The 23076-nt window shown below is 74.8% G+C and carries 24 protein-coding genes and 1 pseudogene; 10 read left to right on the plus strand and 15 right to left on the minus strand.

Translation table 11 applies throughout. The features are described from left to right. Positions 1 to 534, plus strand: a 534-nt coding sequence (locus J1M41_RS07140; protein ID WP_241247828.1) for a DUF2243 domain-containing protein, incomplete at its 5' end; no start/stop codon positions are given. Continuing rightward, positions 527 to 1360, plus strand: a complete 834-nt coding sequence (locus J1M41_RS07145; RefSeq protein WP_010080013.1) for a cytochrome c oxidase assembly protein — start codon at positions 527 to 529, stop codon at positions 1358 to 1360. The genes J1M41_RS07140 and J1M41_RS07145, both read left to right, overlap by 8 nt. A 97-nt stretch (positions 1361 to 1457) precedes the next feature. Here J1M41_RS07145 and J1M41_RS07150 read toward each other — a convergent pair whose 3' ends face one another. Next, positions 1458 to 1889 (minus strand): MarR family winged helix-turn-helix transcriptional regulator, encoded by a 432-nt coding sequence (locus J1M41_RS07150; RefSeq protein ID WP_012751108.1) that lies wholly within the window; start codon positions 1887 to 1889, stop codon positions 1458 to 1460. Between the two features lie 130 nt (positions 1890 to 2019). On the opposite strand from J1M41_RS07150, the gene J1M41_RS07155 reads away from it, so the two are divergent. Then, entirely contained in the window at positions 2020 to 2439 is a 420-nt protein-coding gene (locus J1M41_RS07155) for an organic hydroperoxide resistance protein (protein WP_205521359.1), read from the plus strand. Here J1M41_RS07155 and J1M41_RS07160 read toward each other — a convergent pair. Further along, entirely contained in the window at positions 2421 to 2882 is a 462-nt protein-coding gene (locus tag J1M41_RS07160) for a DUF805 domain-containing protein (protein ID WP_134377374.1), read from the minus strand. The genes J1M41_RS07155 and J1M41_RS07160 overlap by 19 nt on opposite strands. 82 nt (positions 2883 to 2964) lie before the next feature. On the opposite strand from J1M41_RS07160, the gene J1M41_RS07165 reads away from it, so the two are divergent. Both J1M41_RS07165 and J1M41_RS07170 read left to right on the plus strand, forming a co-directional pair. Beyond that, positions 2965 to 3636, plus strand: a complete 672-nt coding sequence (locus J1M41_RS07165) for an SGNH/GDSL hydrolase family protein (RefSeq protein ID WP_010080009.1) — start codon at positions 2965 to 2967, stop codon at positions 3634 to 3636. Positions 3637 to 4099: 463 nt separating this feature from the next. After that, on the plus strand, positions 4100 to 4546 hold the full coding sequence (locus J1M41_RS07170; RefSeq protein ID WP_049145741.1) for a hypothetical protein: 447 nt from the start codon (positions 4100 to 4102) through the stop codon (positions 4544 to 4546). Positions 4547 to 4784: 238 nt separating this feature from the next. On the opposite strand, the gene J1M41_RS07175 is transcribed toward J1M41_RS07170, so the two are convergent. Next, a complete protein-coding gene (locus J1M41_RS07175; protein ID WP_206451448.1) occupies positions 4785 to 6266 on the minus strand; it encodes a PQQ-binding-like beta-propeller repeat protein in 1482 nt (493 codons plus the stop codon). Between the two features lie 145 nt (positions 6267 to 6411). Between J1M41_RS07175 and J1M41_RS07180 the strand changes: the two are divergent. Further along, a pseudogene (locus J1M41_RS07180) lies at positions 6412 to 6603 on the plus strand (acyl-CoA dehydrogenase); the annotation flags it as partial. Positions 6604 to 6636: 33 nt separating this feature from the next. On the opposite strand, the gene J1M41_RS07185 reads toward J1M41_RS07180, so the two are convergent. Together J1M41_RS07185 and J1M41_RS07190 are read right to left on the minus strand one after the other, a co-directional pair. Continuing rightward, positions 6637 to 7869 carry an aminotransferase class I/II-fold pyridoxal phosphate-dependent enzyme gene (locus J1M41_RS07185; protein WP_206451449.1) on the minus strand — a complete coding sequence of 411 codons (1233 nt, stop codon included), beginning with the start codon at positions 7867 to 7869 and terminating at the stop codon, positions 6637 to 6639. 156 nt (positions 7870 to 8025) lie between these two features. Continuing rightward, on the minus strand, positions 8026 to 11457 hold the full coding sequence (locus J1M41_RS07190; RefSeq protein WP_044659277.1) for an SNF2-related protein: 3432 nt from the start codon (positions 11455 to 11457) through the stop codon (positions 8026 to 8028). Positions 11458 to 11624: 167 nt separating this feature from the next. Here J1M41_RS07190 and J1M41_RS07195 point away from each other — a divergent pair, with 167 nt between their 5' ends. Then, positions 11625 to 13241, plus strand: coding sequence for an SDR family oxidoreductase (locus J1M41_RS07195; RefSeq protein WP_241247839.1), 1617 nt, complete (start codon positions 11625 to 11627; stop codon positions 13239 to 13241). Here J1M41_RS07195 and crtX read toward each other — a convergent pair. The 9 genes from crtX to J1M41_RS07240 all read right to left on the minus strand — a co-directional run bounded on the left by crtX (position 13226) and on the right by J1M41_RS07240 (position 20541). After that, positions 13226 to 14017 carry a C50 carotenoid glucosyltransferase CrtX gene (gene crtX / locus J1M41_RS07200; protein WP_206451450.1) on the minus strand — a complete coding sequence of 264 codons (792 nt, stop codon included), beginning with the start codon at positions 14015 to 14017 and terminating at the stop codon, positions 13226 to 13228. The genes J1M41_RS07195 and crtX overlap by 16 nt on opposite strands. Continuing rightward, the gene (locus tag J1M41_RS07205; protein WP_180949560.1) at positions 14014 to 14565 is read right to left on the minus strand and encodes a hypothetical protein; all 552 of its coding nucleotides are present in this window, start codon (positions 14563 to 14565) and stop codon (positions 14014 to 14016) included. Before J1M41_RS07205 ends, crtX begins: the two co-directional genes overlap by 4 nt. 1 nt (position 14566) lies before the next feature. Then, positions 14567 to 14923, minus strand: coding sequence for a C50 carotenoid gamma-cyclase subunit beta CrtYh (gene crtYh / locus J1M41_RS07210; protein ID WP_036384348.1), 357 nt, complete (start codon positions 14921 to 14923; stop codon positions 14567 to 14569). Next, positions 14920 to 15309, minus strand: coding sequence for a C50 carotenoid gamma-cyclase subunit alpha CrtYg (crtYg, locus tag J1M41_RS07215; RefSeq protein ID WP_036314902.1), 390 nt, complete (start codon positions 15307 to 15309; stop codon positions 14920 to 14922). Before crtYg ends, crtYh begins: the two co-directional genes overlap by 4 nt. Next, a complete protein-coding gene (locus J1M41_RS07220; protein WP_036384345.1) occupies positions 15279 to 16163 on the minus strand; it encodes a prenyltransferase in 885 nt (294 codons plus the stop codon). The genes crtYg and J1M41_RS07220 overlap by 31 nt, the downstream gene beginning before the upstream one ends. Beyond that, entirely contained in the window at positions 16160 to 17860 is a 1701-nt protein-coding gene (gene crtI / locus J1M41_RS07225; RefSeq protein ID WP_113914446.1) for a phytoene desaturase family protein, read from the minus strand. The genes J1M41_RS07220 and crtI overlap by 4 nt, the downstream gene beginning before the upstream one ends. After that, positions 17857 to 18753, minus strand: coding sequence for a squalene/phytoene synthase family protein (locus tag J1M41_RS07230; RefSeq protein WP_113914447.1), 897 nt, complete (start codon positions 18751 to 18753; stop codon positions 17857 to 17859). The genes crtI and J1M41_RS07230 overlap by 4 nt, the downstream gene beginning before the upstream one ends. A 1-nt stretch (position 18754) precedes the next feature. Then, positions 18755 to 19831 carry a polyprenyl synthetase family protein gene (locus J1M41_RS07235; RefSeq protein ID WP_010079993.1) on the minus strand — a complete coding sequence of 359 codons (1077 nt, stop codon included), beginning with the start codon at positions 19829 to 19831 and terminating at the stop codon, positions 18755 to 18757. Between the two features lie 161 nt (positions 19832 to 19992). Further along, on the minus strand, positions 19993 to 20541 hold the full coding sequence (locus tag J1M41_RS07240) for a hypothetical protein (RefSeq protein WP_020626537.1): 549 nt from the start codon (positions 20539 to 20541) through the stop codon (positions 19993 to 19995). 145 nt (positions 20542 to 20686) lie between these two features. On the opposite strand from J1M41_RS07240, the gene idi reads away from it, so the two are divergent. Beyond that, positions 20687 to 21316 carry an isopentenyl-diphosphate Delta-isomerase gene (idi, locus tag J1M41_RS07245; protein WP_098094132.1) on the plus strand — a complete coding sequence of 210 codons (630 nt, stop codon included), beginning with the start codon at positions 20687 to 20689 and terminating at the stop codon, positions 21314 to 21316. Positions 21317 to 21346: 30 nt separating this feature from the next. Here the strand turns inward: idi and trxA are convergent, their stop codons facing one another. Next, positions 21347 to 21787 (minus strand): thioredoxin, encoded by a 441-nt coding sequence (gene trxA / locus J1M41_RS07250; protein WP_206451451.1) that lies wholly within the window; start codon positions 21785 to 21787, stop codon positions 21347 to 21349. A 213-nt stretch (positions 21788 to 22000) separates the two neighbouring features. Between trxA and aroQ the strand changes: the two genes are divergently transcribed. Next, positions 22001 to 22453: a type II 3-dehydroquinate dehydratase gene (gene aroQ, locus J1M41_RS07255; protein ID WP_020628425.1), complete on the plus strand. Its 453-nt coding sequence runs from the start codon at positions 22001 to 22003 to the stop codon at positions 22451 to 22453. A gap of 96 nt (positions 22454 to 22549) precedes the next feature. Next, on the plus strand, positions 22550 to 23032 hold the full coding sequence (locus J1M41_RS07260) for a pyridoxamine 5'-phosphate oxidase family protein (RefSeq protein ID WP_036384307.1): 483 nt from the start codon (positions 22550 to 22552) through the stop codon (positions 23030 to 23032). The last annotated feature ends 44 nt before the right edge of the window (positions 23033 to 23076 follow it).

The following is a 23076-nucleotide window of genomic DNA, read 5'->3' on the forward strand; positions in this document are numbered from 1 at the left end:
GCCTCCCCCTCCGTCACGGCTCGGCCCGTCGGCCGCCCCGCCCCCGACCTCCACCGCCGCCTGCTGCTGTCCGGGATCCTCTTCGGGGTGGGCGTGGCCGCCTTCGTCGACGAGGTCGTCCTGCACCAGCTCCTGCACTGGCACCACTTCTACGACCTGTCCACCGCGGCCGTCGGCCTGGTCTCCGACGGACTCTTCCACGCCTTCGGCTGGTTCGCCGCCGTGGCCGGGCTGTTCCTCTTCGCGGACGTGCGACGCCGCGGCGGCCCCGGCGTCGGCCGGTGGTGGCCGGCGGTGCTGATCGGCGCGGGCGCGTTCCAGGCGTGGGACGGCACCGTCCAGCACAAGCTCATGAGGATCCACCAGATCCGGTACGAGGTCATCCCCACGGAGCTGCAGGGCACCGGCCCGTACGCGCCCGTGGACGACATCCTCGTGTACGACCTCGTGTGGATGGCCATTGCGATCGCCTTCCTCATGATCGGCACCCTGGCGTGGCGGCGCGGCTCCCGCCGGGCGGCCGCCCGTGCATGAGCACCCCGGCGGGATCGGGGCGGAGCTCGGCGCCCAGGCGGCGAGCGCCCCGTTCCCGCTGGCCGGCGTCGTCATCGGCGGCGGACTCCTGCTGTTCCTGGTCGCCTATGCGGCGCTGGTCCGCGCCGGACGACGCCGGGGCCGCGCCTGGTCCGACGCGCGCACCCTGAGCGCGGCCGCGGGGGTGGTGGCCGGCGTCGTGGCGGTGGGACCGCTGGGGGTGCTCGGCCACCACGACTTCACGGCCCACATGTGGGGGCACCTGCTGCTGGGCATGCTCGCCCCGCTGCTGCTGGTGCTGTCCGCGCCGGTGACCGTGGCCCTGCGGGGCCTGCCCGTGGCGTGGGCGCGGCGGCTGTCCCGGGTGCTGTCCACGCCGTACGTGCGGGTGGTCTCGCACCCGGTGGTGGCGGGGCTGCTGAACATCGGCGGGCTGTGGCTGCTCTACACCACACCCCTGCACGCCTGGATGCATGCCTCCGCGGTGGGGCATCTGCTGGTGCACGTGCACGTGCTGCTGGCCGGGTGGGTGTTCACCGCCGCGATCCTGCAGGTGGACCCGGCACCGCACCCGCACGGACACCCGCTGCGGGCAGGTGTGCTCGTGGCGTTCCTCGCGCTGCACGCGATCCTCTCCAAGCACGTCTACGCGCATCCGCCGGCGGGCGTGGGCGTGGCGGAGGCCCAGGCCGGCGCCCAGCTCATGTACTACGGCGGCGACTGGATCGACCTCGTGCTGATCGCCGTCTTCTGCCTGGACTGGTACCGCCGCACCGCGCCGGTGCGGTCGGGGCGGGGCGGTGTGGTGGCCCGGGCGGCGTCCTGAGAAGACCGCTCGATGTGCTCAGGACCGCGTCCTCATGACGCGGTCCTGAGCACAGCAGGCGGTCGCGGGGATCCTGCGCCCCCGCCCGCGCCCCGGCTCAGTCGAGTCCCGCGGCCAGCTCGTCCAGGAAGGCCTTGAGCTCCTCCCGCTGTCCGGCCGGCCCGGGGTAGAGGTCGGCCATGCGTGCGGGGATGTCGGCGGCGGCCTCGCGCAGGTCCCGGCCGGCGGGGGCGAGGGAGATGAGGCGACGCCGCTCGTCGTCGGCGCTGCGGGCACGGGTGACCAGGCCGGCGTGGTCGAGGCGGCGCAGCAGCGGGGTGAGGGTGCCGCTGTCGAGTCCCAGGCGCGCGCCGATGTCGTTCACGCCCACCGGCCCGTCCTCCTGCCAGAGCACCAGCATCACGAGGTACTGGGGGTAGGTGAGGCCCAGCTCCTCGAGCAGGGGCCGGTAGGCGCGGGTCACCGCCCGGCTGGCGCGGTAGAGGGAGAAGCACAGCTGGCGGTCGAGGTCGAGGGGGGTGACGTCCACCCGGACAACCTACCCCGCAGACAACTGGATTGCACACAACCTGATCGCGGACTACTTTGGACCGTGGCCGCCGTCGAGCGGCCCCCGGCACCCCGGGCCAGACACCGTCAAGGAGCACACCGTGATCGAGATCGAGCCCCTCTACACCACCGAGGCCATCGCCACGGGCGGCGGCCGCAACGGCCACGTCCGGACCGCGGACGGCCGCGTCGACATGGACCTGGCGATCCCCGCCGAGATGGGCGGCAGCGGCGACGGCGCCAACCCCGAGCAGCTCTTCGCCGCCGGCTACGCCGCGTGCTTCCACTCCGCCCTGCAGAGCGTCGCCCGCCAGGCCAAGAAGAAGCTCGGCGACTCCTCCGTGGGCGCCCGCGTCTCGATCGGCAAGGCCGGCGAGGGCTTCGGCCTGGCCGTCACCCTCGAGGTCGTCATCCCGGACCTGCCCCAGGACGAGGCGCAGCAGCTCGCCGACGCCGCCCACCAGGTCTGCCCCTACTCCAACGCCACCCGCGGCAACATCCGCGTGGACGTTCAGGTCGTCGACGACTGACCGCTCGGCGCGGCGGCCTCCGCGGCCACCCGCGGATCCGAGGGCTGGAGCACCATCACCAGCAGGGCGATCGCACCGAGCACGGGCAGCAGCGCCAGGAGCAGCCAGGCGCGGCTGAGCCCGGCGTCGTGCAGGCGCCGGGCCGTCAGCGCCCAGGCGGGCACCAGATGGAGCAGGCCCCAGACCCCCGAGAAGGCCTGGTAGGCCTCGGTCATCGAGTCGACGGCGGGGACGCTGAGACCGCTGACCGCGAAGCCGGGGAACACGACGGCGGAGGGGGCGGCCGTCGTCGTGTCCGCCCCGAGCGCCCCGAACAGGAGGGTGATGCCGAGGGACGCGAGGGACAGGTACAGCACCACCCACCAGAACTCGGCGCGCCCGGCCCGGCCGCCGAACTGCGCGTAGCGTCCGTAGAAGCGGCCCACGGCCCGGAGGAGCGTCATGGCCGAATCCTGGCCCATGAGGTGGCCCGAGTCGAGGCCCTCCCGCGTGTCCGCACGTCAGGGCGCCGGTAGCCTGGCGCGCATGCCCTCCCCCTCCGGCTGGCAGGCCCAGCACGACGCCGACTACCGCGCCCACTGGCACGCCCTCGCCGCCCGCGCGGACCCCGACGCGCTCACCTGGGTGGTGCTGGGCGACTCGGCCGCCGTCGGGATCGGGGCCGAGAGCGTGGAGCGCACGTACGTGGCCCAGGTGGCCGAGCGGGTGGCCGCCGAGACCGGCCGGCCCGTGCGGGTGGTGAACCTCGCCGTCAGCGGGGCCATGGCGAAGGACGTGCTCGCCGACCAGCTGCCCCTCATGCCGGCGAGCGGGGTGGACGCGGTGACGTGCGTCGTCGGCGGCAACGACGTCACCTGGGCTTGGCGGTTCCGCGAGGCCGCCTTCGAGGAGCCCCTCGAGGCGATCGCCCGCGCCCTGCCCGCCGGCGCCACGCTGGGCCTGGTCCCGACGTTCCGCATCCCGCCGTTCGAGGCCCGCGTGCGCCGGGCGAACACGGTGGTGCGGCGGGTGGCCGCCCGGCACGGCCTCGGCGTGGCGGACGTGCACGCGGCCACGTGGCGGCGGAATCTGAGGCACCAGGTCAGCCGCCTGGCCCGGGACCTGTTCCACCCCAACGGCGCCGGCTACGAGGACTGGGCCGCGGCGGTCGCCCCCGAGGTGCTGCGGCAGGTGCGGGGTCAGGCACCGGCCGCCTGAGGACTCCTCCCCGCCGCGCGCGAAGCGCACATCCGGCGTCCCTCACACCGGGGGCTAGACGGGGACCCATGCGATGCATAGTCTCCCCTCACGCACTGCACGACGACCGGTCGGGCCGGCGTCCGGGAGCACGGGCTCCCCCGACCGACGGAGGTCCGCCTTGACCCCCTCACCCCCTTCCCCCCTGGCCCTCACGCTCGCCGGCTGCTCCGGCGGCGGGGGCCCAGCGACGGCGTCCGGCACCACACCCTCCCCTGCGGCGTCCTCCGACACGACGCCGTCCCCGTCGAGCACGTCCGAGACCACCACGCCGTCCGCGGGCGGGCCAGCCTCCGGCACCACGGCGCCGAGCACTCCGGCGCCGGCCTCCGGGAGCGCCACGCAGGGTTCGGGCGGCGGCTCCACCGCCGGTGCCGGGTTCGTGCCCGAGGGCGCCGATCCCGCCAGGAACGGGGCTCTGCCGTTGAGCGAGGGCTTCCTCGCCGCCCTCCCGGAGGCCGCCGTCACGCACCGGGCGGGCAGTCCGACGGAGGACCCCCTGGCCCGGGCCCTGGAGGGCGTCGAGCTGCCCGGCACGCCCACGACGGACGTCAACGTGATCGCCTCCGAGCTGCAGGGCCTCCAGACCCCCGGGGAGGGGGGCGCGGCGATGGGCGGCGAACGCCCCGAGGGCACCCTGCGCCTGATGCTGCTGTGCGACGACCCGGACGCCGGCCCGTCCTCGGTGGGCATCCTCGGGGCGGACGGCTTCGCCGCCTACCAACCCCTGGGGTGGTCGGACCGCTGCGGCGGATACGTCGTCATGGTGCCGGAGTCGGACGCGGAGGACCTGGTGGTGAGCGCCGAGGTCCCCGAGGGCACCCGGTACCGCCTGAGCGTGATCACGGACCACGATCCGGTGGCCGACTGACCCCACCATCCCCGGGGCATCCTCTCCGGCAGGCCCTCCTGGATCCGGCAGGCCCTCCCGGAGCGGGGCCTGCGGACAGGCGGGCGGGGCCGCGTCCCCACGACGCGACCCCGCCCTCCTCCATCCACGGGCCGGCGGCAGGTGCCGGCCCTGGCCGTCAGCGTCCCCACGACGCCCCCGGCCGCCGACCGGGCACCCCTCCCCACGAAGGGCGCCCGGCCGGAGTCTCGTCACACGATCAATGGTCGTGGCCCTCGTGGCCCTCCGAGGGCTCGGCGCCGTGGTCGTGGCCCTCGTGGCCGTCGTCGTCGTGGTCCTCGTCACCGTGCGCGCCCTCCTCGGGCTTCACGGACTCCGGCTGGCCGGTGACCACGGCCATCTCGACCGGGGCGAACTCCAGGTCCTTCTCCAGGACGGTCTCACCGGTCTCCAGGTCGACGGCCACGAGCTTGTCGGCCTCCGCGTCGGTGACGTAGGCGGTGTTCCCGGCGACCTTCAGGATCGGACCGGGCTCCTGCCACTCGTCCTTCTCCTTCCACGGCTCGATCACCGGGTACTCGGCGGTGACCTCACCGGTCTCCTCGTCGATCACGGTGACCTCGCCGTCGTAGGTCAGCACGACCGCGGAGCCGTCCTCGGCGCGGCCGAGCGAGCGGAACCAGTAGGAGGAGCCGAGGTCCACGGTGGTGAGCTCATCGGTGCGGGTGTCGATGAGGGCGATCGCCGTGGGCCGCTCGACGGCCTCCTCCGGCTCCTCCTCGACCTTGTGATCACCCAGGACAATGGGCGAGTCATGCAGCCCGAACAGGTTCCCGGAGCGCTGGTACTCGGTCTCGACGTCCACCTTGTGGAACTCGCCGTCCCGGTACACGACGGGCCCGTTCTCGCAGCCCATCACGACGACGTCGCCCGCCTCCGTCGGCTGGGCCGCGGCCTCGCCGTGACTGCCGGGGCAGTCGTCGGTCTCGGCCGTGACCTCGCCGGTCTTCGGGTCGATCACCTGGAGCGTGTTCCGGGAGTCCTCGGTGCCCTGCGTGGTGAAGAGGGTGCCGTCGGAGAGCTCGAGCGCCACGCCGTGGTGCGGGTCCTCGGTCTCGGCCTCCGTCAAGACGGGCATGAGGTCCGGGGTCGCCTTGTCCAGGTGGGTCGAGTCGAAGGTGCGGATCGCGCCCGTGCCGTCCGCGAAGAGGGTGGTCCTGCCGTTGTGGGTGACGACGTGGCCGGGATGCTCACCCGGGAACGTCACGCCGGTCATGCCGGGCGCGGACTCGTAGTTGTGGAAGTGATCGCCGTGGGCCTTGGCCTGGATGCCGGTGGAGAACACCTCCCAGCCGTTCCCGGTGGTCACCAGGACGTCCTTGCCGTTGCCGGCGTTGCTCAGCCGCTTGAAGCCCGTGATGTCCTGCTCCTTCACCACCTCACCGGACTCGGCGTCGAGCAGCGTGAGCCCGTCCTCGTGCGAGAGCAGGATGCGCGGCGTCACCGCGGAGACCTCGGTGGTCTTGGTCGGGTCGACGCGGTCCTCCGCGGAGACGGAGGAGGCCGCCGTCGCCTCACCCGCCGGCGACTCGGCGCCGCCCGAGGCGGAGGCGGGTGCCGACGTCGGGCCGGACGGGTCGGCGTCCGCGCCGCACGCCGTCAGGGCGATGGCCGCGGCGGCGAGAGTGGCGGAGAAGGTGGCGGCGCGCGCGGCACGGCGCTGCGGGGCGGAGTGGGACACGGGGAGCCTTTCACGAGGGCGAGAAGATGCGACTGATTCACAGTAACGACTGTTGCGGATCATTCGCAATACGACGGCGGGTGCGGCTCGTCATCCCGAGGGCGCCGACGGCGCGCCCCCGTCGCGGGAACCGGCACGTGACGCCCTCGACGCGGCGACCCGCCTGTTCGAGGTGGGCGGGGCCTCCGCGACGCTGCGCACGCGCGGACTGGACCGGCACTGGCGCAATGCGCGGGTGCTTGCCAGCCACAACCCGCTGATCTACCGCGCCCGACTGCTCGGCGACCGGGCCGTCAACGGCACGCCGCTTGAGCGCCACTACCGGCTGGGCGGCTGAGGCGCCGGCCGGTGCGGCGCGCGGCGGGGCCCGTCAGGCCAAGCCGCGCGCCGCATGCCAGGCGGCGATCCGCTCGAGCGCCTCGTGGACGGCGTCCGAGCCGGCGGCGAAGGAGAGGCGGACGGACTCGGGCCCGTGGACGGCGTCGAAGTCGTCCCCCGGGGTCAGCGCGACGCCGGCCTCCTCCAGCAGGGCGGCGCAGTAGCCGACGGCGCTGCCGAACTCCGCCAGCATGCCCGGGGCGAGACGGGCCCAGAGGTAGAAGGCGCCGTCGGCGGGGGCGGCGTCGGCCCAGGCGAGCCGGGGCAGGGCGGCCAGCACGACGCCGCGCGTCGCCGTGAAGCCGCCGGCCTGCTCGGCACAGAACGCGTAGGACTCCTCGGTGAACGCGTGGACGGCCGCCTCCTGGGCGGCAGCGGGCGGGCAGAGGGCGACCGAGCCGGCGAGGCCGTCGACCGCGGCGGCGAGGTCGTCCGGCATGAGCATCCAGCCCAGCCGCCAGCCGGGCATGCCCCAGTACTTGGAGAACGAGCTGACCACGAGCGCGGTGCGGGAGGTGCGCCATGCGCAGGCGCCGGGCCCCTGCCCGTCCGTGTGCACGATGCCGTGGTAGATCTCGTCCGAGACGAGCCGCACACCGTGTTCCTCGCACCAGCGGGCGAGCTCGGCGAGCTCGTCGGCGCTGACCATCGTGCCCGTGGGATTGGCCGGGGAGGCGAGCACGAGCCCCGCGACCGGGCCCTCCGCGAGCGCCGCCTCCAGGTGGGCGACCGTGGGCTGGTAGCGGGTGCCGGCGTCGACGTCCACGTCCGCCACCTCCACCCCGAGCGCCGCGAGGATGTTGCGGTACGCCGGATAGCCGGGGCGCGGCAGGAGCACGCGGTCCCCCGGGGAGAACGCCGCGAGGAAGCCGAGCATGAACGCCCCCGAGGAGCCCGTGGTGATCGCGACCTGCTCGGGGCGGACGTCGAGCCCGTACCAGCGGCGGTAGTGGCCGGCGACGGCGGCCCGCAGCTGCGGCAGGCCCAGCGCCGGGGTGTAGGTGAGGGCACGGCCGGAGGCGTGGACGGCGGCGGCCGCGGCGTCGACGGCGGGCGGGGCGCCCCCGCCCGGCTCCCCCGCGCACAGGCTGACGACGTCGTGGCCGGCGGCACGCAGCTCGGCGACCCGGCCGAGGATGCTCATCACCGTGAACGGCGGCACCTGTGACCGGGCGGACGGCGCGAAGGCGGGGGCGGCGGTGCTGGACCGGGACGGGCGACGCATGGCCCGAGGCTACCCCCCGCTTTCGTTCGGGAAACGGCGCCTCGGGGGCGACTTTCGTTGAGGAAACGGCCGGGCGGGACGCCGTTTCGTCAACGAAAACGTCGCGACACGCCGCCGTTTCCCGAACGAAAACGTCCGGCGCGCCTCGCGCAGCGCTCACTCCTCGGCGCCGAGCATCTCCCGGATGTCCTCGGCGGTGAGGGAGTCGGTGAAGGCGCCGGCGCCGGAGTCGTCGGACTCGTCCATGAGCGCGCCGAACAGCTCGGCCTTGCGCCGCTGCAGCTCGAGCACCTTCTCCTCGATCGTCCCCTCGGACACGAGCCGGTAGACCATCACGGTCCGCTCCTGCCCGATCCGGTGCGCCCGGTCCACGGCCTGCGCCTCCGCGGCGGGGTTCCACCACGGATCCATGAGGAACACGTAGTCCGCCTCGGTCAGGGTCAGGCCGAAGCCACCCGCCTTCAGGGAGATCAGGAACACCGGCGCCTCGCCCTCACGGAAGCCACGGATCACCTCGGCGCGCCCGCGCGTGGAGCCGTCGAGGTACGCGTGCTCGATCTCCAGGTGGTCCAGCTCCTCGGCGATCACCCGCAGGAAGCTCGTGAACTGGCTGAACACGATCACGCGGTGCCCCTCGCCGATCACCTCGGTGAGGTCGTCGAGGAACCGCTCGAGCTTCGAGCTGGGCACGGAGGCGTACTGGTCGTCGACGATCTGCGGCGCCAGCGCGAGCATCCGCAGCAGCGTGAGCGACTTGAAGATGGTGAACCGGTTGCCGTCCATGTCCCCGAGCAGGCCCAACACCTTGCGGCGCTCGCGCTGGAGCACGCGGTCGTAGAGCTTGCGGTGGGCCGGCTCGAGCTCCACCTGGAGGATCTGCTCCTGCTTGGACGGCAGGTCCTTCGCCACGAGCTCCTTGGAGCGGCGCAGCATGAACGGGCGCACGCGGCGGCGCAGGGCCGCCATCCGCTCGGGGTCCCCCCCGGTCTCGATGGGGGTCACGTAGGTCTCGCGGAACCGGCGGTGGCTCGGGAACAGGCCCGGCACGACGACGCCCAGCAGCGCCCACAGGTCGCTGAGGGAGTTCTCCATCGGCGTGCCGGTGATGGCCAGCCGGAAGGGGGCGCGCAGGTCGCGGGCCACCGTGTGCACCTTCGCGGCGCGGTTCTTCAGGAACTGTGCCTCGTCGAAGACCACCCCGCCCCAGTCGAGTCCGCCGTACTGGCCGGCGTCGATCCTCAGGAGCGTGTAGCTGGTGACCACCACGTCCGCCCCCGCCACCTCGTCCGCCACGGCGGTGCCGCGCTTGCGGGTGGTGGTGTCCAGGACGCGCACGTCGAGGTCCGGGGTGAACTTCTCGGCCTCGGCCGCCCACACGGACACCACGGAGCTCGGCGCGACCACGAGGAACGGCGGCCGCTCGGGCCGGGCCTGGCGCGCGTGGGCGAAGAGCGCGAGGGTCTGGACGGTCTTGCCCAGGCCCATGTCGTCGGCCAGGATCCCGCCGAGGTCCTGCTCCCACAGGAACGCGAGCCAGCGCAGGCCCTCCTCCTGGTAGGGGCGCAGGTCGGCCTTCAGGCCGGCGGGGCGCGGGGCCTCGGGGAGGCGCTCGACGGCGGCCAGACGCCCGACGGCGGCGGTCCACTCCGGGTCCTCGTCCACCTCGTCCGCGAGCTCCTTGAGGTCCTCCCAGAAGCCGACCTGGTGCCGTGAGACGGGGGTGTGCTCCGGGGTCCACTCCTGCAGGGTGGCGGCCTCGGAGAGCAGGGCGCGCAGCCGGTCGAAGGCGGGGTGGTCGAGGCCCAGGTAGGAGCCGTCCGAGAGGATCAGCGTGGTCCTGCCCTGCACGAGCGCGGTGAACAGCTCCACGAACGGCAGCACGTGCCCGTCCACGGAGACCTGCACACCGAGGTCGAACCAGTCGTTCTGCGTGGCCTTCGTGCCGACCTCGATGCGCGGGGCGGCCTTCAGCTCGCGGTAGTCGGGGCGGTCGCCGGTGACGTCCACGCGCACGTGGTCGGCGCGCTGCAGCAGCGGCAGCACCTGCTCGGAGAACCGGGCGGCGCCCACGCCCTCGAGGACCTGCTCCTCGGCGCGGCCGGCGCGCGGCCAGAGCTCGGCCACGGCGCGCAGCACCGCGTCCTCGTGCCGGGTGTCCCGCAGGGGGTCGCCGCCGGCGTCGAGGCCGAGTTCGCGGGGCGGGTCGAAGTAGAGCCAGGACCAGCGCAGCACGAGCTCGTGGTCGGGCCGGAAGTCGGCGCGCAGCCGCAGCACGGGCGGCTCGAACTCGGGCAGCTCCACGGAGGCGTCGCCGCTGGTCACGGGCAGGGCGCCACGCAGCCGCGGGTAGATCCGGCCGAGGAACTCCTCGCGGTCCGCGGCGGGCACGCGCACGGGCCCGCCGGCGAGCACGAGCTGCTGCACGGCCTCGGGGACGGGGCGTTCGGCGGGGATCAGGTGGAGCACGGCCTCCTCGTCCGTGAGCTCCACGCGGTAGAAGCCGATGCCGCCCACGGCGTGCACACCGCTCAGCCCGGGGACGGGCGGGGCCGGGTCGAGGGCCGGGGCCACGTCCAGGCCGCCGTCGGGGGCGCCGGTGACGTCCAGCCCGACGGCGGCGGGCGCCTCCAGCACCACGTCCGTCAGCAGCCCCAGCGGCACGAGCTCCACCCCGACCTCGCGGGCCTCCGCGAGCAGCTGCCAGATCCGCGGGGAGTCGAAGACGTGCAGACCGAACCAGGCGTCGCCCGGGTAGGAGTCCTCGGCCTGGACCTGACGCCAGATCAGGCGCATCGCCCGCTCCTGGGCGGGGGCGAACTCGGCGCGCGGGAACTGGAACGCCTTCCACGTCAGCCCGCCCTTGATCCACGTCCCCTTGGCCCCGCGCTTGAGCGGGCGCACGGTCACGTACAGCGGGCGGCCCTCGCGCACCTGCTCCTCCCCGGCCGTCGCCGGGCCCCACTGCTGGAACGCGTTGCGGGAGGACTCGGCCACGAGCTCCACGCCGATCGCCAGCGCGGGCGGCGTGCCCAGCCGGCGCGGACCGTCGAGCCCGGCCAGCGGCTCCATGACCCGTCGCCAGTCCAGGCCGGCAGCGGGTGGGGGCGCCGCCCCGTCCGCGGCCGGGGCGTCGAGGCCGGCCGGGCCGCCGCCGTCGTGGCCCCGGCCGGCGGGCGCGGGCAGCGCGTCCGCCGTGGTGACCATCTCGGCGAGCTTGCGGCGGGCGTCGTCGAGGGCCTGGTCGGCGTCGAGGCGGACCACCTGGTAGAGCGCGGCGGCCACGTGCTTGCAGTCCGTCCCGACCGGGCACGTGCAGCGCCCGCCCACCGGCTCCATGAGGGCGCCGGCGCCGTCCTCGGCGGCGTCGTCGTAGGCCTCCTGCAGCTGCACCTGCACCCGGTAGGGGCTGGGCGCGGTGCCCTGGACGGAGGCGCTCAGACGGCCGGTGGCGGCGTCATAGCGCAGGCGCCCCACGGCACCCGACGCGGCCACGGCGAAGCCGCGGTCCGCACTGGTGGGCCCGACGACGGCGCGGATGGCCTCGGTGCGCAGGTGCGGCAGGACGTCTCCGGAATCTGCAGTGGCCATAGCGAGCAGTCTTTCACGGACCGTGCCGGGCCCGCTCCGACCGACGCAGGTCCGGCGGCGTGCCCACTCACGGGCCCCGGGTCCGCACACCTGAGACCTTCAGCCCGACCCGCCCCGGACCCTAGAGCGCCGGTGCCACGCCGGCGTCCCGCACCTCCCCCCTCGGCCTGTCCCTGCCGGACGGCCGGGGCCGTCGCGTCCTCGTCACCGGTGCCACCGGTTACGTGGGCGGGCGCCTCATCCCCGAGCTGCTCGCCGCCGGCTTCGACGTCCGGGCCGGCGCCCGGAACCCCTCCGACCTCGCGGACCGACCGTGGTCGGACAGCATCGAGGCGGTGGAGCTCGACCTCACCGAGGCGGACCTCGTCGAAGCCGCCATGCAGGACGTGCACACCGTGCTCTACCTCGTGCACTCCATGGGCGGGGGCGGCGACTTCGTGGCCCAGGAGCAGCGGATCGCGGACATCGTGGGCACCGCCGCGGACACGGCCGGCGTGGCCCAGCTCGTCTATCTCTCCGGCCTGCACCCGGACACGGTCCCCGTCGCGGAGCTGTCCGACCACATGCGCTCCCGCGCCCTCGTGGCCGAGCGTCTCGAGCGGGCGGCGACCCCGGCACTGACGTTCGAGGCCGGGGTGATCATCGGCTCGGGCTCCACCTCGTTCGAGATGATCCGCCACCTCGCCGAGCGGCTGCCCGTGATGCCCGGCCCGTCCTGGCTGAGGAACCGGGTGGAGCCGCTGGCCATCCGCGACGTCCTGTACTACCTCCTGCAGGCCTGCGCCCTCCCGGAGCCCGTGCAGCTGCGGGCCCAGATCGGCAACGGGCACCCCCAGCCGTTCGCGAGCGTGCTGGTGGACTACGCCAAGGCCGCCGGCCTGTCCCGGCGCATCGTGATCCCCACCCCGTTGCCCTTGAAGACCCTGGCGGGCTTCTGGATCGGCATGGTGACCCCCATCCCGGTCGCGGTGGCCCTGCCCCTGGCCGCATCCCTCGCCGAGGAGGCGGTCGTGGAGGACCGCTCGGTCCGCGACCTCATCCCGGACCCGCCGGGCGGGCTGACCTCCTACATGGACGCCGTGCGGCTGGCGCTGAAGCGGGAGAAGGAGGGCCCCCTGGACGTCACCTTCGACGCGGACCTCCAGAGCTCCGCGGACCCGGCCGCCCCCCTGCCCTCGGATCCCGAGTGGGCCGGCACCACGGTCTACACGGACGAGCGCGAGCGCGAGTCCGACCTGCCCGCGCAGGAGGTGTGGCCGGTGATCGAGTCGGTGGGCGGCGCCAACGGTTGGTATTCGACCCCGCTGCTGTGGAAGATCCGCGGGCTGATGGACAAGTTGGCCGGCGGGCCCGGCCTGACCCGCGGCCGGCGGGACCCGAACCACCTGCGACGCGGCGACGCCGTGGACTGGTGGCGGGTGGAGGACGTGGAGCCGGGGCGGCGGCTGACCCTGCGGGCGGAGATGAAGGCCGGCGGGCGGGCCTGGCTGCAGCTGAGCACCGAGCCGCGGGAGGGCGGAGGCTCCGTCTACCGCCAGCGGGCGGTCTTCATGCCGGACGGCCTGCTCGGACGCGCCTACTGGACCGCCATCCTGCCCTTCCACGCCGTGGTGTTCCCGGAGATGGCCGCGAACATCCTGGCCGAGGCCAGGCGCCGGCACGACGGCGGCGAGCGTCCCCGCACCCGCGGCCTGCTGCGGCCGCTGGTGGACCGGCTGCCCCTGCGTCGCAACCCGTTGGACAGGCGAGCCCGCGGCGCCGGCGGGGCTCAGTCGCGGGACTGACCGTCGGGGCCACGCCCCCAGTGGGGCCGGGGGCGTGACCGGGCCGCCCGGCGCAGCCACCGCCGCCCGGGGGACAGCCGGGCCCAGTTGACCTGCAGGGTGGTGACCGCCATCCGGCCCTGCCGCACCCGCTGGCGCAGGGAGTGGAAGATGCGCCCGGCGACCTCCACCCGCAGGTCCGGATCGAACCGGATCCGGCGGCCGGCCAAGGCCAGCTGGAAGGACAGGTCCAGGTCATCGTGCACGTCCCCGCGCTCGCGGTGGACGCGGGTCCGCACAGCCTGCCACGCCTCGGCGCGCAGGGCGCAGTTGGAGCCCCAGACGGGGGTGGCCGCCACCGCGGCGCCCGCCCCCCAGCGGTACGCGCCGGTGTAGAGCGCCGCCCGCACCTGTCCCCGGAGGCCGGGCTGGTCGTGGAAGGTCCCCGGCCCGGTGAGGGCGTCGAGCCCGGGGTCGGCGTCGAACCGGGCCACGATCCGTTCGAGCCAGTCCGCGGGCATCCGCGTGTCGGCGTCGCAGCGCACCAGCAGCTCCCCGACCGCGGCGTCCAGGCCGGCGGCCGCCGCGGCCGGGACCCCGCGGCGCGGCTCGTGCACCACCCGCGCGCCGGCGGCGCGGGCGAGCACCGCCGAGTCGTCCACGCAGCCGTTGTCCACCACCACCACCTCCAGCGCCGGCCGGCTCTGGGCGGCCAGCAGGGCGAGGCACACGCGCAGGTGCTCGGCGTCGTCGAGCACCGGGACGATCACGGAGACCGTGGGGCGGGCCGGGGTCACCGGGTGCGCTCCCGGCGCACGGCGAGGGCGGCGCCGATCCCGGCGCCGACGAGATCGGCGGCGAGGTCGCCGATGGTGTCCGTGTAGCCCACACCGATCTCGGGGGTCACCGCCGTGTGCCCCCACCATTCGGCCAGCTCCCACACCACGCCCAGGGCCACGGCGGCGGCCGCGATCCCCAGCCCGGCCAGGCCCGGGCCGAGCAGCGCCACGGTCTGCCCGGCCTCGGTCCCCCGACGCCGGAGCCATGCCCCCACCACCAGTGCCGTCAGGCAGGCGACCACGGCGGAGGCGGCGGCGTGCACGAGCAGGTCCAGCCACGGCACCCGTGGGTAGAGGCCGATGACGCTCAGCCACCCGGCCAGCAGCAGGACCGCCTGCGCGGCCCAGTCCAGGGCACCGCCCGGGGCGAGCCAGCGGGTGAGCCACTGGGAGCCGAACACGAGCAGCATCGCCGCCGCGGACGGCCATCCGGCGTGCACCGCCGCGACCGGGACGAGGATCAGGCCGAGCGCGCGCAGCAGGTCTGCGGGGATCAGCGGCAGCATGTCAGCGATCGTCCGGGTGGGGGCGGCGTCCCGGCCGAGGGCCGCGCCGACCGGCACGACCACGGCTCGTCAGCAGCAGCCAGAGCGCCGGCAGCAGCAGGGCGGAGCCGAGCGGGTAGGCGAAGTCCTCCACGGGCGCCTGGCCCACGTAGGCACCCACCAGCAGCTCACGGCCGTAGTCGAAGAGCCCCGCGGCGATCATCACGTTGTCGAAGACCGCCGTGAGGGCCCACAGGGCCACCAGGGTGGCCGCCACGGCCCGCAGGTGCTCGCCCCGCACGCGGCCGACGAGGGCGGCGCCCACGAGCACGGCCAGGGCGAAGCCCACGAAGACGAGGACGAGGTCGAGGAAGGTCACCGGCTGCCCCCGTCGGTCGGATCGGCCGGCGTCGCGGCACGGGCGTCACCTCGCCGGCCGCGCAGCAGGCGCAGCGCCCCGGTGAACAGCACCATCGTGATCTGGCTGAGGAAGAGCAGGAAGAACCCCTCCTCCAGGGGCAGCTGGGGGGCGAGCATCACCCCGGTCATGTAGGGCGACTGCCGGTGCAGGAACACGCCTTCGGCGATCCCCCACAGGTCCCAGGCGAAGAAGTAGGCCACCCCGGCGGCCAGCACCAGCAGCGCCGGGAGCGGGCGATGCCACAGGAACAGCTCGAAGCGCCGGTCCACCAGCAGCATGCAGCCGATGACACCCAGCAGGGCCAGCAGGTAGATCATGCCGCCGCCCCCCGGGTCAGCGCCCACCCGATCAGCAGCAGGGTCACGAGGAAGCCGGTCACGTAGTTCAGGGGGAGGAACAGCTGCCAGCCGCGGTGGGCCGCGCCCGAGGTGGCGTCCGTGACGCGGCGGAAGCGCAGGGTGTTCACCACGTAGGGCACGGCCAGCAGCGCCGCAAGCGGGCCCGGCGGGTCGGTGGCCAGCAGCAGCAGGCCCGCCGCCGCGTACAGGCCGGCGGCGAGCAGGACGGTGCGCCGAGCGCCCAGCACGGTGGCCACCGAGGCCAGGCCCCCCTCCCGGTCCGGCACCACGTCCTGCACCGCCCCGAACATCTGCGAGGCCATGCCCCACAGGAAGAACGCCCCCAGCAGCGCCGCCAGGGCGGGCGTGGGGGTCGCCCCGGCGAGCACGAGGCCGTAGACCGCGGGGGAGACGAAGTGGGTGGCGGAGGTCGCGGCGTCCAGGAAGGGCCGCTCCTTGAACCGCAGCCCCGCCCAGGAGTACGCCACCACCGCGAACAGGCTCACCGCCAGCACCAGCACGGCGGCCCACTCGCCCCGCACGGCGGACCAGCCCGCGAGCACGGCCACGAACGGCACGGGCAGCAGCACCGACCACGCCAGCACCCGGCGGCGCACCGCGGGGTCGCCCAGCACGGAGCCCTCCACGCCCCCCTTGCGGGGGTTGCGCAGGTCCGAGGCGAAATCGAACACGTCATTGATGCCGTACATGGCCAGGTTGTAGGGCACGAGGAAGAACACGACGCCCAGGACCACCAGCCACGCGGGCAGCCCCCCGGTCAGGATCGCGGCGGCGGCGAACGGGTAGGCCGTGTTCACCCAGCTGACCGGCCGGGACGCCCAGAAGAGGGTGCGGATCATGCGCCGCTCCCCCCGGGGCCCGCGGGCCGGGCCCTGCGCGCGTCGTGGCGCAGTTCGTCCCGGACCACTTCGGCGGAGATCAGGCACATGGGCACCCCGATGCCCGGGCGCACCGAGGAGCCCGCGTACATCAGGCCGGCCACGTCCGCGTCCCGCACCGAGGGACGGAACATGGCCGACTGCGCCAGCGTGTGCCCGGGGCCCAGCAGCGAACCCCGCCAGGCGTGCACGTCCGCGGCGAAGTCACCGGGCCCGTAGGTGCGCCGCACCACGATGCGCTCGGCCAGGTCCGGGATCCCGGCCCATCGGGCCAGCTGGTCGAGGGCCCGGTCCGCCACGGCCTCCACCTGGGCGTCCCCGGCGCGGTCCACCCGCCAGCCCTGGCCGTCACGGACCCGGATGCCGCCGCGCCCCCACCCCGGTTCGGCGGGGGCCGGGACGAGGATGAAGAGGTTCTCGTCGCCCTCCGGGGCCACGCCCGGGTCCGTGGCGGAGGTGCGCGAGACGTAGATCGACGTGTCCGCGGCGAGGTCCTCTCCCCGTTCGATGCGCCCGAAGTTGTCCTCCCAGTCCGCCGTGAACAGCAGGGTGTGGTGGGCCAGCTGGGGCAGGGATCCGCGCACGCCCACGCACACGAGCACGCCGGAGGGGCCGGGGTCGCGCCGGTCCCACGTGGACTCCGCGACGCGCCGGCCGGGAGGCAGCAGACGGGTCTGCACGTGGTGCAGGTCCGCGGCGGCCACCACCACATCGGCGTCGAGGCGTCCCGCGGCGCCGTCGTCGGACCGCCAGGCGACGCCGGTCGCCTGGCCCGGGCGGCGACGTCGGCCCTCGTCCCCGCGGGCTGCTCCCGGCCTGGGCAGGCGGGCGGCCAGGCGTCCGAGGCGGCCGGCGGGGGCGGGACGGTCCGCGACCTCCACGGCGGTCGCCTCGACCCCGGTGCGGATCTCCACGCCGGCCTCGCGCACGACCTCCGCCATGGCGTCCACGAGGGCCGCGAACCCGCCGAGGGGGTACTGCACGCCGTCGGCGAGGTCCAGATGGGACATCAGGTGGTACATGGCGGGGGCACGATCGGGGGACGTGCCGAGGAAGACCGCCGGGTAGCCCAGGATCTGGCGCAGCCGGGGGTCCTGGAAGCGGGCCGCCACGTGGGAGCGCAGGCCCCCCAGCAGCTGGGGCCCGAGGGCCGGCAGGGCGCGCAGGACGTCCGGGTGGGCCAGGGCGGCCGGCCGGCGGAAGTCCGTGTAGAGGAAGTGGTCCTTGGCGAGCCCGTAGATCCGGGACGCGGAGTCGAGGTAGGCCCGCAGCCGGCGCCCGGCGCCGGGCTCGAGGGACTCGAACAGCGTCTCCGCGTGGCCGGTGCGCACGTCCACGGGAGGCTCCTGGAGGTGCCCCTCGAAGTACACCCGGTAGCCGGGGTCCAGGCGGCGCAGGTCCAGCCGTTCGGCGGCGGAGGTCCCCATGAGGCGGAACCAGCGGTCGATCACCTCGGGCATCAGGTACCAGGAGGGCCCGGTGTCGAAGGTGAACCCCGCCTCGGACCAGCGTCCGGCACGGCCGCCCAGGACGGCGCCGCGCTCCAGCAGCGTCACCCGGTGCCCGTCGCGGGCCAGCAGGCCCGCCGTGGCCAGTCCGGCGAACCCGCCGCCCACCACCACGGTGCGCGGGCCGAGAGCGGTGTCCCGGGCGCTCATCGGCGGCCTCCCCGGCGGCCCCGTGCCAGGACGCGGGCGGCGATCCGGGCCTTCTGGCGGTCCGGCACCCGGACACGGCGGTGGGCCAGCTCGGCCGCCGGGGTCGCCTCGATCCGGTCCGCCAGGGCCGCGAACAGTCCGTGCGCCAGGGCCACGGCGCGCCCGGCCCCGGGGTCCAGGGCACGGATGCCGGGAAGGGCGGCGTCGAGGTCGGCGCGGACCTCGGCCACGAGCTCGGCCTTGCGGGCCTCGGTGAGCACGCCCGGTGCGGCACCGGGCAGGTAGGTGCGGCCCAGCTCGTGGTGGTCCGCGGCCAGGTCCCTGAGGAAGTTGACCTTCTGGAACGCCGCCCCCAGCCGGGAGGCCTGCGCGCGCAGCTCCTGCCGCTGGCCCGGGGTCCGGGCCCGCGTGCCGGGGAGGGAGAGGAAGACCTGCAGGCACATCAGTCCCACCACCTCGGCCGAGCCGTGGATGTAGGCGTCCAGGGATTCGGCGCCGTGCTCGCGGATCCCCAGGTCCGCGCGCATGGAGGCGAAGAAGGGACGGGTCAGCTCCGGGGTGATGCCGTGGCGACGGGCCACGTCGGCGAAGGCGTGCAGGACCGGGTCGGTGGCGAAGCCCGACGCCATCGCGGCCTCACATGCCCGCTCATAGTCGTCCAGGGCGGCGCGGACCCCGGCCTCGTCGAGCCCGGCGGCCACCGCGACGCCGTCGACCACCTCGTCGGCGACGCGGACCATGGCGTAGATCGTCGCCACGTCCTGGCGTGCCTGCCGGGGCAGGGTGCGGCAGGCCCAGGAGAAGGACGTGGAGTAACGGCGGATCACCTGGGCCGCTGCGGCGTGGGCCGTCCGCGTGTACAGCGCGGCAGGGATCGGGGCGGGCGCGGCCATCTCAGGACCTCCGGGTCAGCACGGCGTGGCAGGCGTCGGCGAACTCCGCCCGGACCGTCTCGTCCAGGGGCAGGGCCGCGATGCGCTCGCGGGCGCGGACGGTGAGCTCGGCGGCGACGTCGAGGGCGTGCTCCCGGGCACCGGCCGCCTCGAGGGCGCGGCGGGCGGCCTCGATGTCCGCGGGGGTGGCCGGGCCCGCGTCGAGCAGGGCGCGGACGGCGGGGATGCGGCGGCCGTGGGCGGTGAGCACGGTGGCCTTGCCCTCGCGCAGGTCGCCGTCGGCGGACTTGCCGGTCTCCCCGGGATCGCCGAACACGCCGAGGACGTCGTCGATCACCTGGTAGGCGGCGCCGAGGTCGGCGCCGGCCTCGCCCATCGCCCGGGCGAGGTCGGGATCCGCCCCGGCCAGGAGGGCGCCGGCGCGCAGGGGCGCGCCGACCGTGTAGTGCGCCGTCTTGAGCCGTTGCATGGCGAGGATGCGGTCGGGATCGGGCTCCTCACCGGTGTGGCGGGACAGCCCCAGGAGCACGTCCTCGAGCTCGCCGGCGGCAGTCACGGCGGCGGCGTCGAAGACGACGGCGGCGGCCTCGGCGGCACGGGCGGTGTCGGCGGCACAGGTGGCGGCGAGCCGGAACGCCTGGGTGAGCAGGACGTCCCCCGCGATGAGGGCGACGGCGACCCCGGCGTGGGCGGCGTCCGCAGCGGGCACCCCGCGGGCCTCGAGGCGGTGCCGGGCGGAGGCGTGCACGGCGGGTTGGCCGCGCCGCAGCACGTCCCGATCGATGACGTCGTCGTGGACGAGCAGCGCGGTGTGCAGCAGTTCGAAGGCGGCCCCGAGTCGGTCGACGGCAGCGCGGCCGGACGGAGGGACCGGGTCGGCGGTCGCCAGGCGCCAGCCGAGCTCGACGAGACGGGGGCGGATGAGCTTGCCGGCGCCCACATGGACGTGGAGCGAGTCGAGCAGCTCGGCGAAGGCGGCGGATCCGGGTGCCTGGGCCGCGGCATGTCGGAGCGCGGCGTCCAGCTCGGCGGTCACCCCGGAGAGCGCGGCCTCGCCGCCAGTCCTCGCTTCACCCATGGCGCCTCCTCGGTGGCGGACACGACGCGGCACCGACCGCCGCATCTGTTCGACCGTCTAACTTCTGGACGCAGAAGACACTACGGGCCGCGCCGGTCCCGCGTCCATCCGCGGCGGTCCCGAGCGGCGCGATCTCACGACGCACGGGGCCGCCGGCGGGATCAGGCGTCGGCGGACGCCGTCTCCAGGGTGATCTCCGGGTCCACGATCTGACCCTCCCACTCACCGGAGACCCCGTACACGACGCAGTGCTTCTCGTCGGTGCCGTAGTTGCCCAGCTCGGAGGAGGTCAGGACGGCCCCGTTCAGCTGGTCCTCCTTCTCCTCGCTCAGGCGCTGGGCCTGGGCGGTGCAGGTCTGGGCGGCGGCCGGGTCGGCCTCCTCACCCTCGGCCACGGCCGGCACGGCCCAGAGGTACTCCGCGGTGTGGGCGCCCTCGCAGTCGGTGGTCTCGAAGGAGGACAGGTCACGGGCGCCGAGCGGGGCGGTGAAGCACGTGCCGGCCTCGTAGTCGGCCGGGGCCGCGGACAGCGACGACGCCGAGGCGGACGACGACTCCGCACCCTGCGCGGACGCGGAGGCGGGCGCCGTCGTCGAGGCGGACGCGTCGGCGTCGGACGAGTCCTGACCGCCGCACGCGGTGAGGGCCAGCAGCGCGGCAGCGGACAGGCCGGCAAGACGGGCGGAACGGGACAGGGCGGCGAAGGCCATGGGATGCTCTCCTGGAGTGACGTGGGACGCGCCGGGGTGTGGCGCCGACCTCAGCACTCTAGCCACGCCCGGCCGTCGGGATCGGGCCGAGGTGACGTGGCCCACATCTGATGGGCGGCCCGGCTCGCCTGCCACACTGAGAGGCATGCAGACCCCGGCCACGCCCTCCCCGCACGACCGCCCCTCCCCCGTCGTCCGACCGTGGATGGCGGCCTCGGACGTCCCGGCCGCAGGCCCCGACGACGTCGAGCGCGTGGTCCTGCTGTCCCCGGCGGGCGAGGCCGTGGGCACAGAGGCCAAGGCCACGGTCCACCGCCGCACCGAGGACGGCGGCACGGCCCTGCACCTGGCGTTCTCGTGCCACGTCTACGACGACGCCGGACGGTTCCTGCTGACCCGCCGCGCACTCGGGAAGAAGGCGTTCCCCGGGGTGTGGACCAACGGGTTCTGCGGGCACCCCGGGCCCGGCGAGTCCCCGGCGGAGGCCGTGCTGCGCCGCGCCCCGCAGGAGCTCGGCGTCCCGGTGCGCGACGTCGTCGAGGTGCTGCCCGACTTCCGCTACCGCGCCGTGGACGCCTCCGGCATGGAGGAGCACGAGGTCTGCCCCGTGTTCCGGGCCCGGATGCACGGCGACCCCGCCCCGGAGCGGGACGAGGTCGCGGAGTGGTGCTGGGTGGAGCCGGCCGAGCTGACCGCCGCCCTGGCCGCCGTGCCCCGCGCGTTCAGCCCGTGGCTCGTGGAGCAGTGGCAGCAGGGGGCGTTCGACCCGCGGTGAGCGGCCGGCGCGGCGACGCCGCGCGGGCCGTCAGCGGCCGTTGACGTCGTCGAGGTGGGCGGCGGTGGACTGCACGGCCTCGTCCTGCCCCGGCTCGGCGTCGCCCTGCTGGCCCTGCTGCTCCTCGGCCAGGCGGCGGACCTCTGCGATGTCGAGGCCCTTGACCTGGTCGAGCAGCTGCTCGAGCGCGGTGCCCGGCAGGGCGCCGGCCTGGGAGAACACGAGCACACCGCCGCGGAAGGCCATGAGCGTGGGGATGGAGGTGATGCCGGCCATCGCCGCCAGCTGCTGCTGGTCCTCCGTGTCGACCTTGGCGAACACGACGTCCTCGTGCTTCTCCGAGGCGGCCTCGAACACGGGGGCGAACTGGCGGCACGGGCCGCACCAGCCGGCCCAGAAGTCCACGAGCACGGTGTCGTTCTCGGCGACGGTGGAGCCGAACTCCTCGAGGGTCAGGTCCTGGGTGGCCACGGTGGGTCCTTTCGTCAGCGGGGCCGACGCGTTCACGCCGGCGATCATCCTGCCGACCACAACGGACGCCCCGCCACACCTATTCCGCCCCACCCCCGCTTTCGTTCGGGAAACGGCGGCGTGTCCCGGCACTTTCGTTCGAGAAACGGGCGCCTTCCACGCACTGTCGCGGCCGAGACGGGAGCCGTCGTCGTCGCTTCCTAGACTGACCGCATGACCGCCACTCCCGCCCTGCCCCTGCTCGTGCTCAACGGCCCCAACCTGAACCTGCTCGGCACCCGCGAGCCCGAGGTCTACGGCACGGCCACCCTCGACGACGTCCGTGCGCTCACCGAGGCCCGCGCGGCCGAGCACGGGCTGACCGTGGACTTCCGACAGTCCAACCACGAGGGCGAGCTCATCGACTGGATCCAGGAGGCCCGCACCTCCCACGCGGGCGTCCTCATCAACCCCGCCGCGTACTCGCACACCTCCATCGCCATCCGGGACGCCCTCGCCGCCGTCGACCGGCCGATCGCCGAGGTGCACATCTCCAACGTCCACCGGCGCGAGGCGTTCCGGCACCACTCGCACGTCTCCGCCGTCGCCGACGTCGTGATCGCCGGGGCGGGCGTCCAGGGCTACGCCCTCGCCGTCGACTGGCTCGCCGCGGCTGTGCGCCGCTGAGCGCTGGTCAGGGCCCGCCTGGCCGTGTCTCGGGTCCGTGCTACGAGCCGGTGGCCGCATCAGGGCGCCGGCACCCGACGACGAAGGAGTCACGCCATGGGCACCCAGGATCCCCGCGCCCGTCTGCTCGAGAAGCTCGCGAAGGTGAACGTCTGCATGCTGACCACCGCTGAGCAGGACGGCACGCTCGTCACCCGCCCGATGGGCCTGCAGCAGGCCGAGGACGGTGGCACGCTCTGGTTCCTCACGCGCGCCACCTCCGACGTCGCCGCGGACGCTCCGCAGCGCCCGGTCAACGTCGCCGTCCAGGACAAGGACTTCTGGGCTTCCCTCGCGGGCCACGGTCAGCTCGTCCGCGACGACGCGCGCAAGAAGGAGTTCTGGAACCCGGCCACCGAGGCGTTCTTCGGTGAGGGCTCGAGCCCCGAGGATCCGCAGATCGTGCTCGTGCGCGTGGATGTGCAGACCGCCCAGTTCTGGGAGTCCCCGGGCGCGGTGGCCACCGCCGTCGAACTGGTGAAGGCCAAGGTCACCGGCGGCGAGGCCCACCCGGGCGACAGCGAGACCGTCCGCTTCTGACGGCGCCTCCCGACGCCGGCCTCGCGACTTGCCCGCGGACGGGC

This window comes from Micrococcus sp. KRD096 (assembly GCF_017168495.1).
In the GTDB taxonomy this organism is placed as follows: domain Bacteria; phylum Actinomycetota; class Actinomycetes; order Actinomycetales; family Micrococcaceae; genus Micrococcus; species Micrococcus luteus.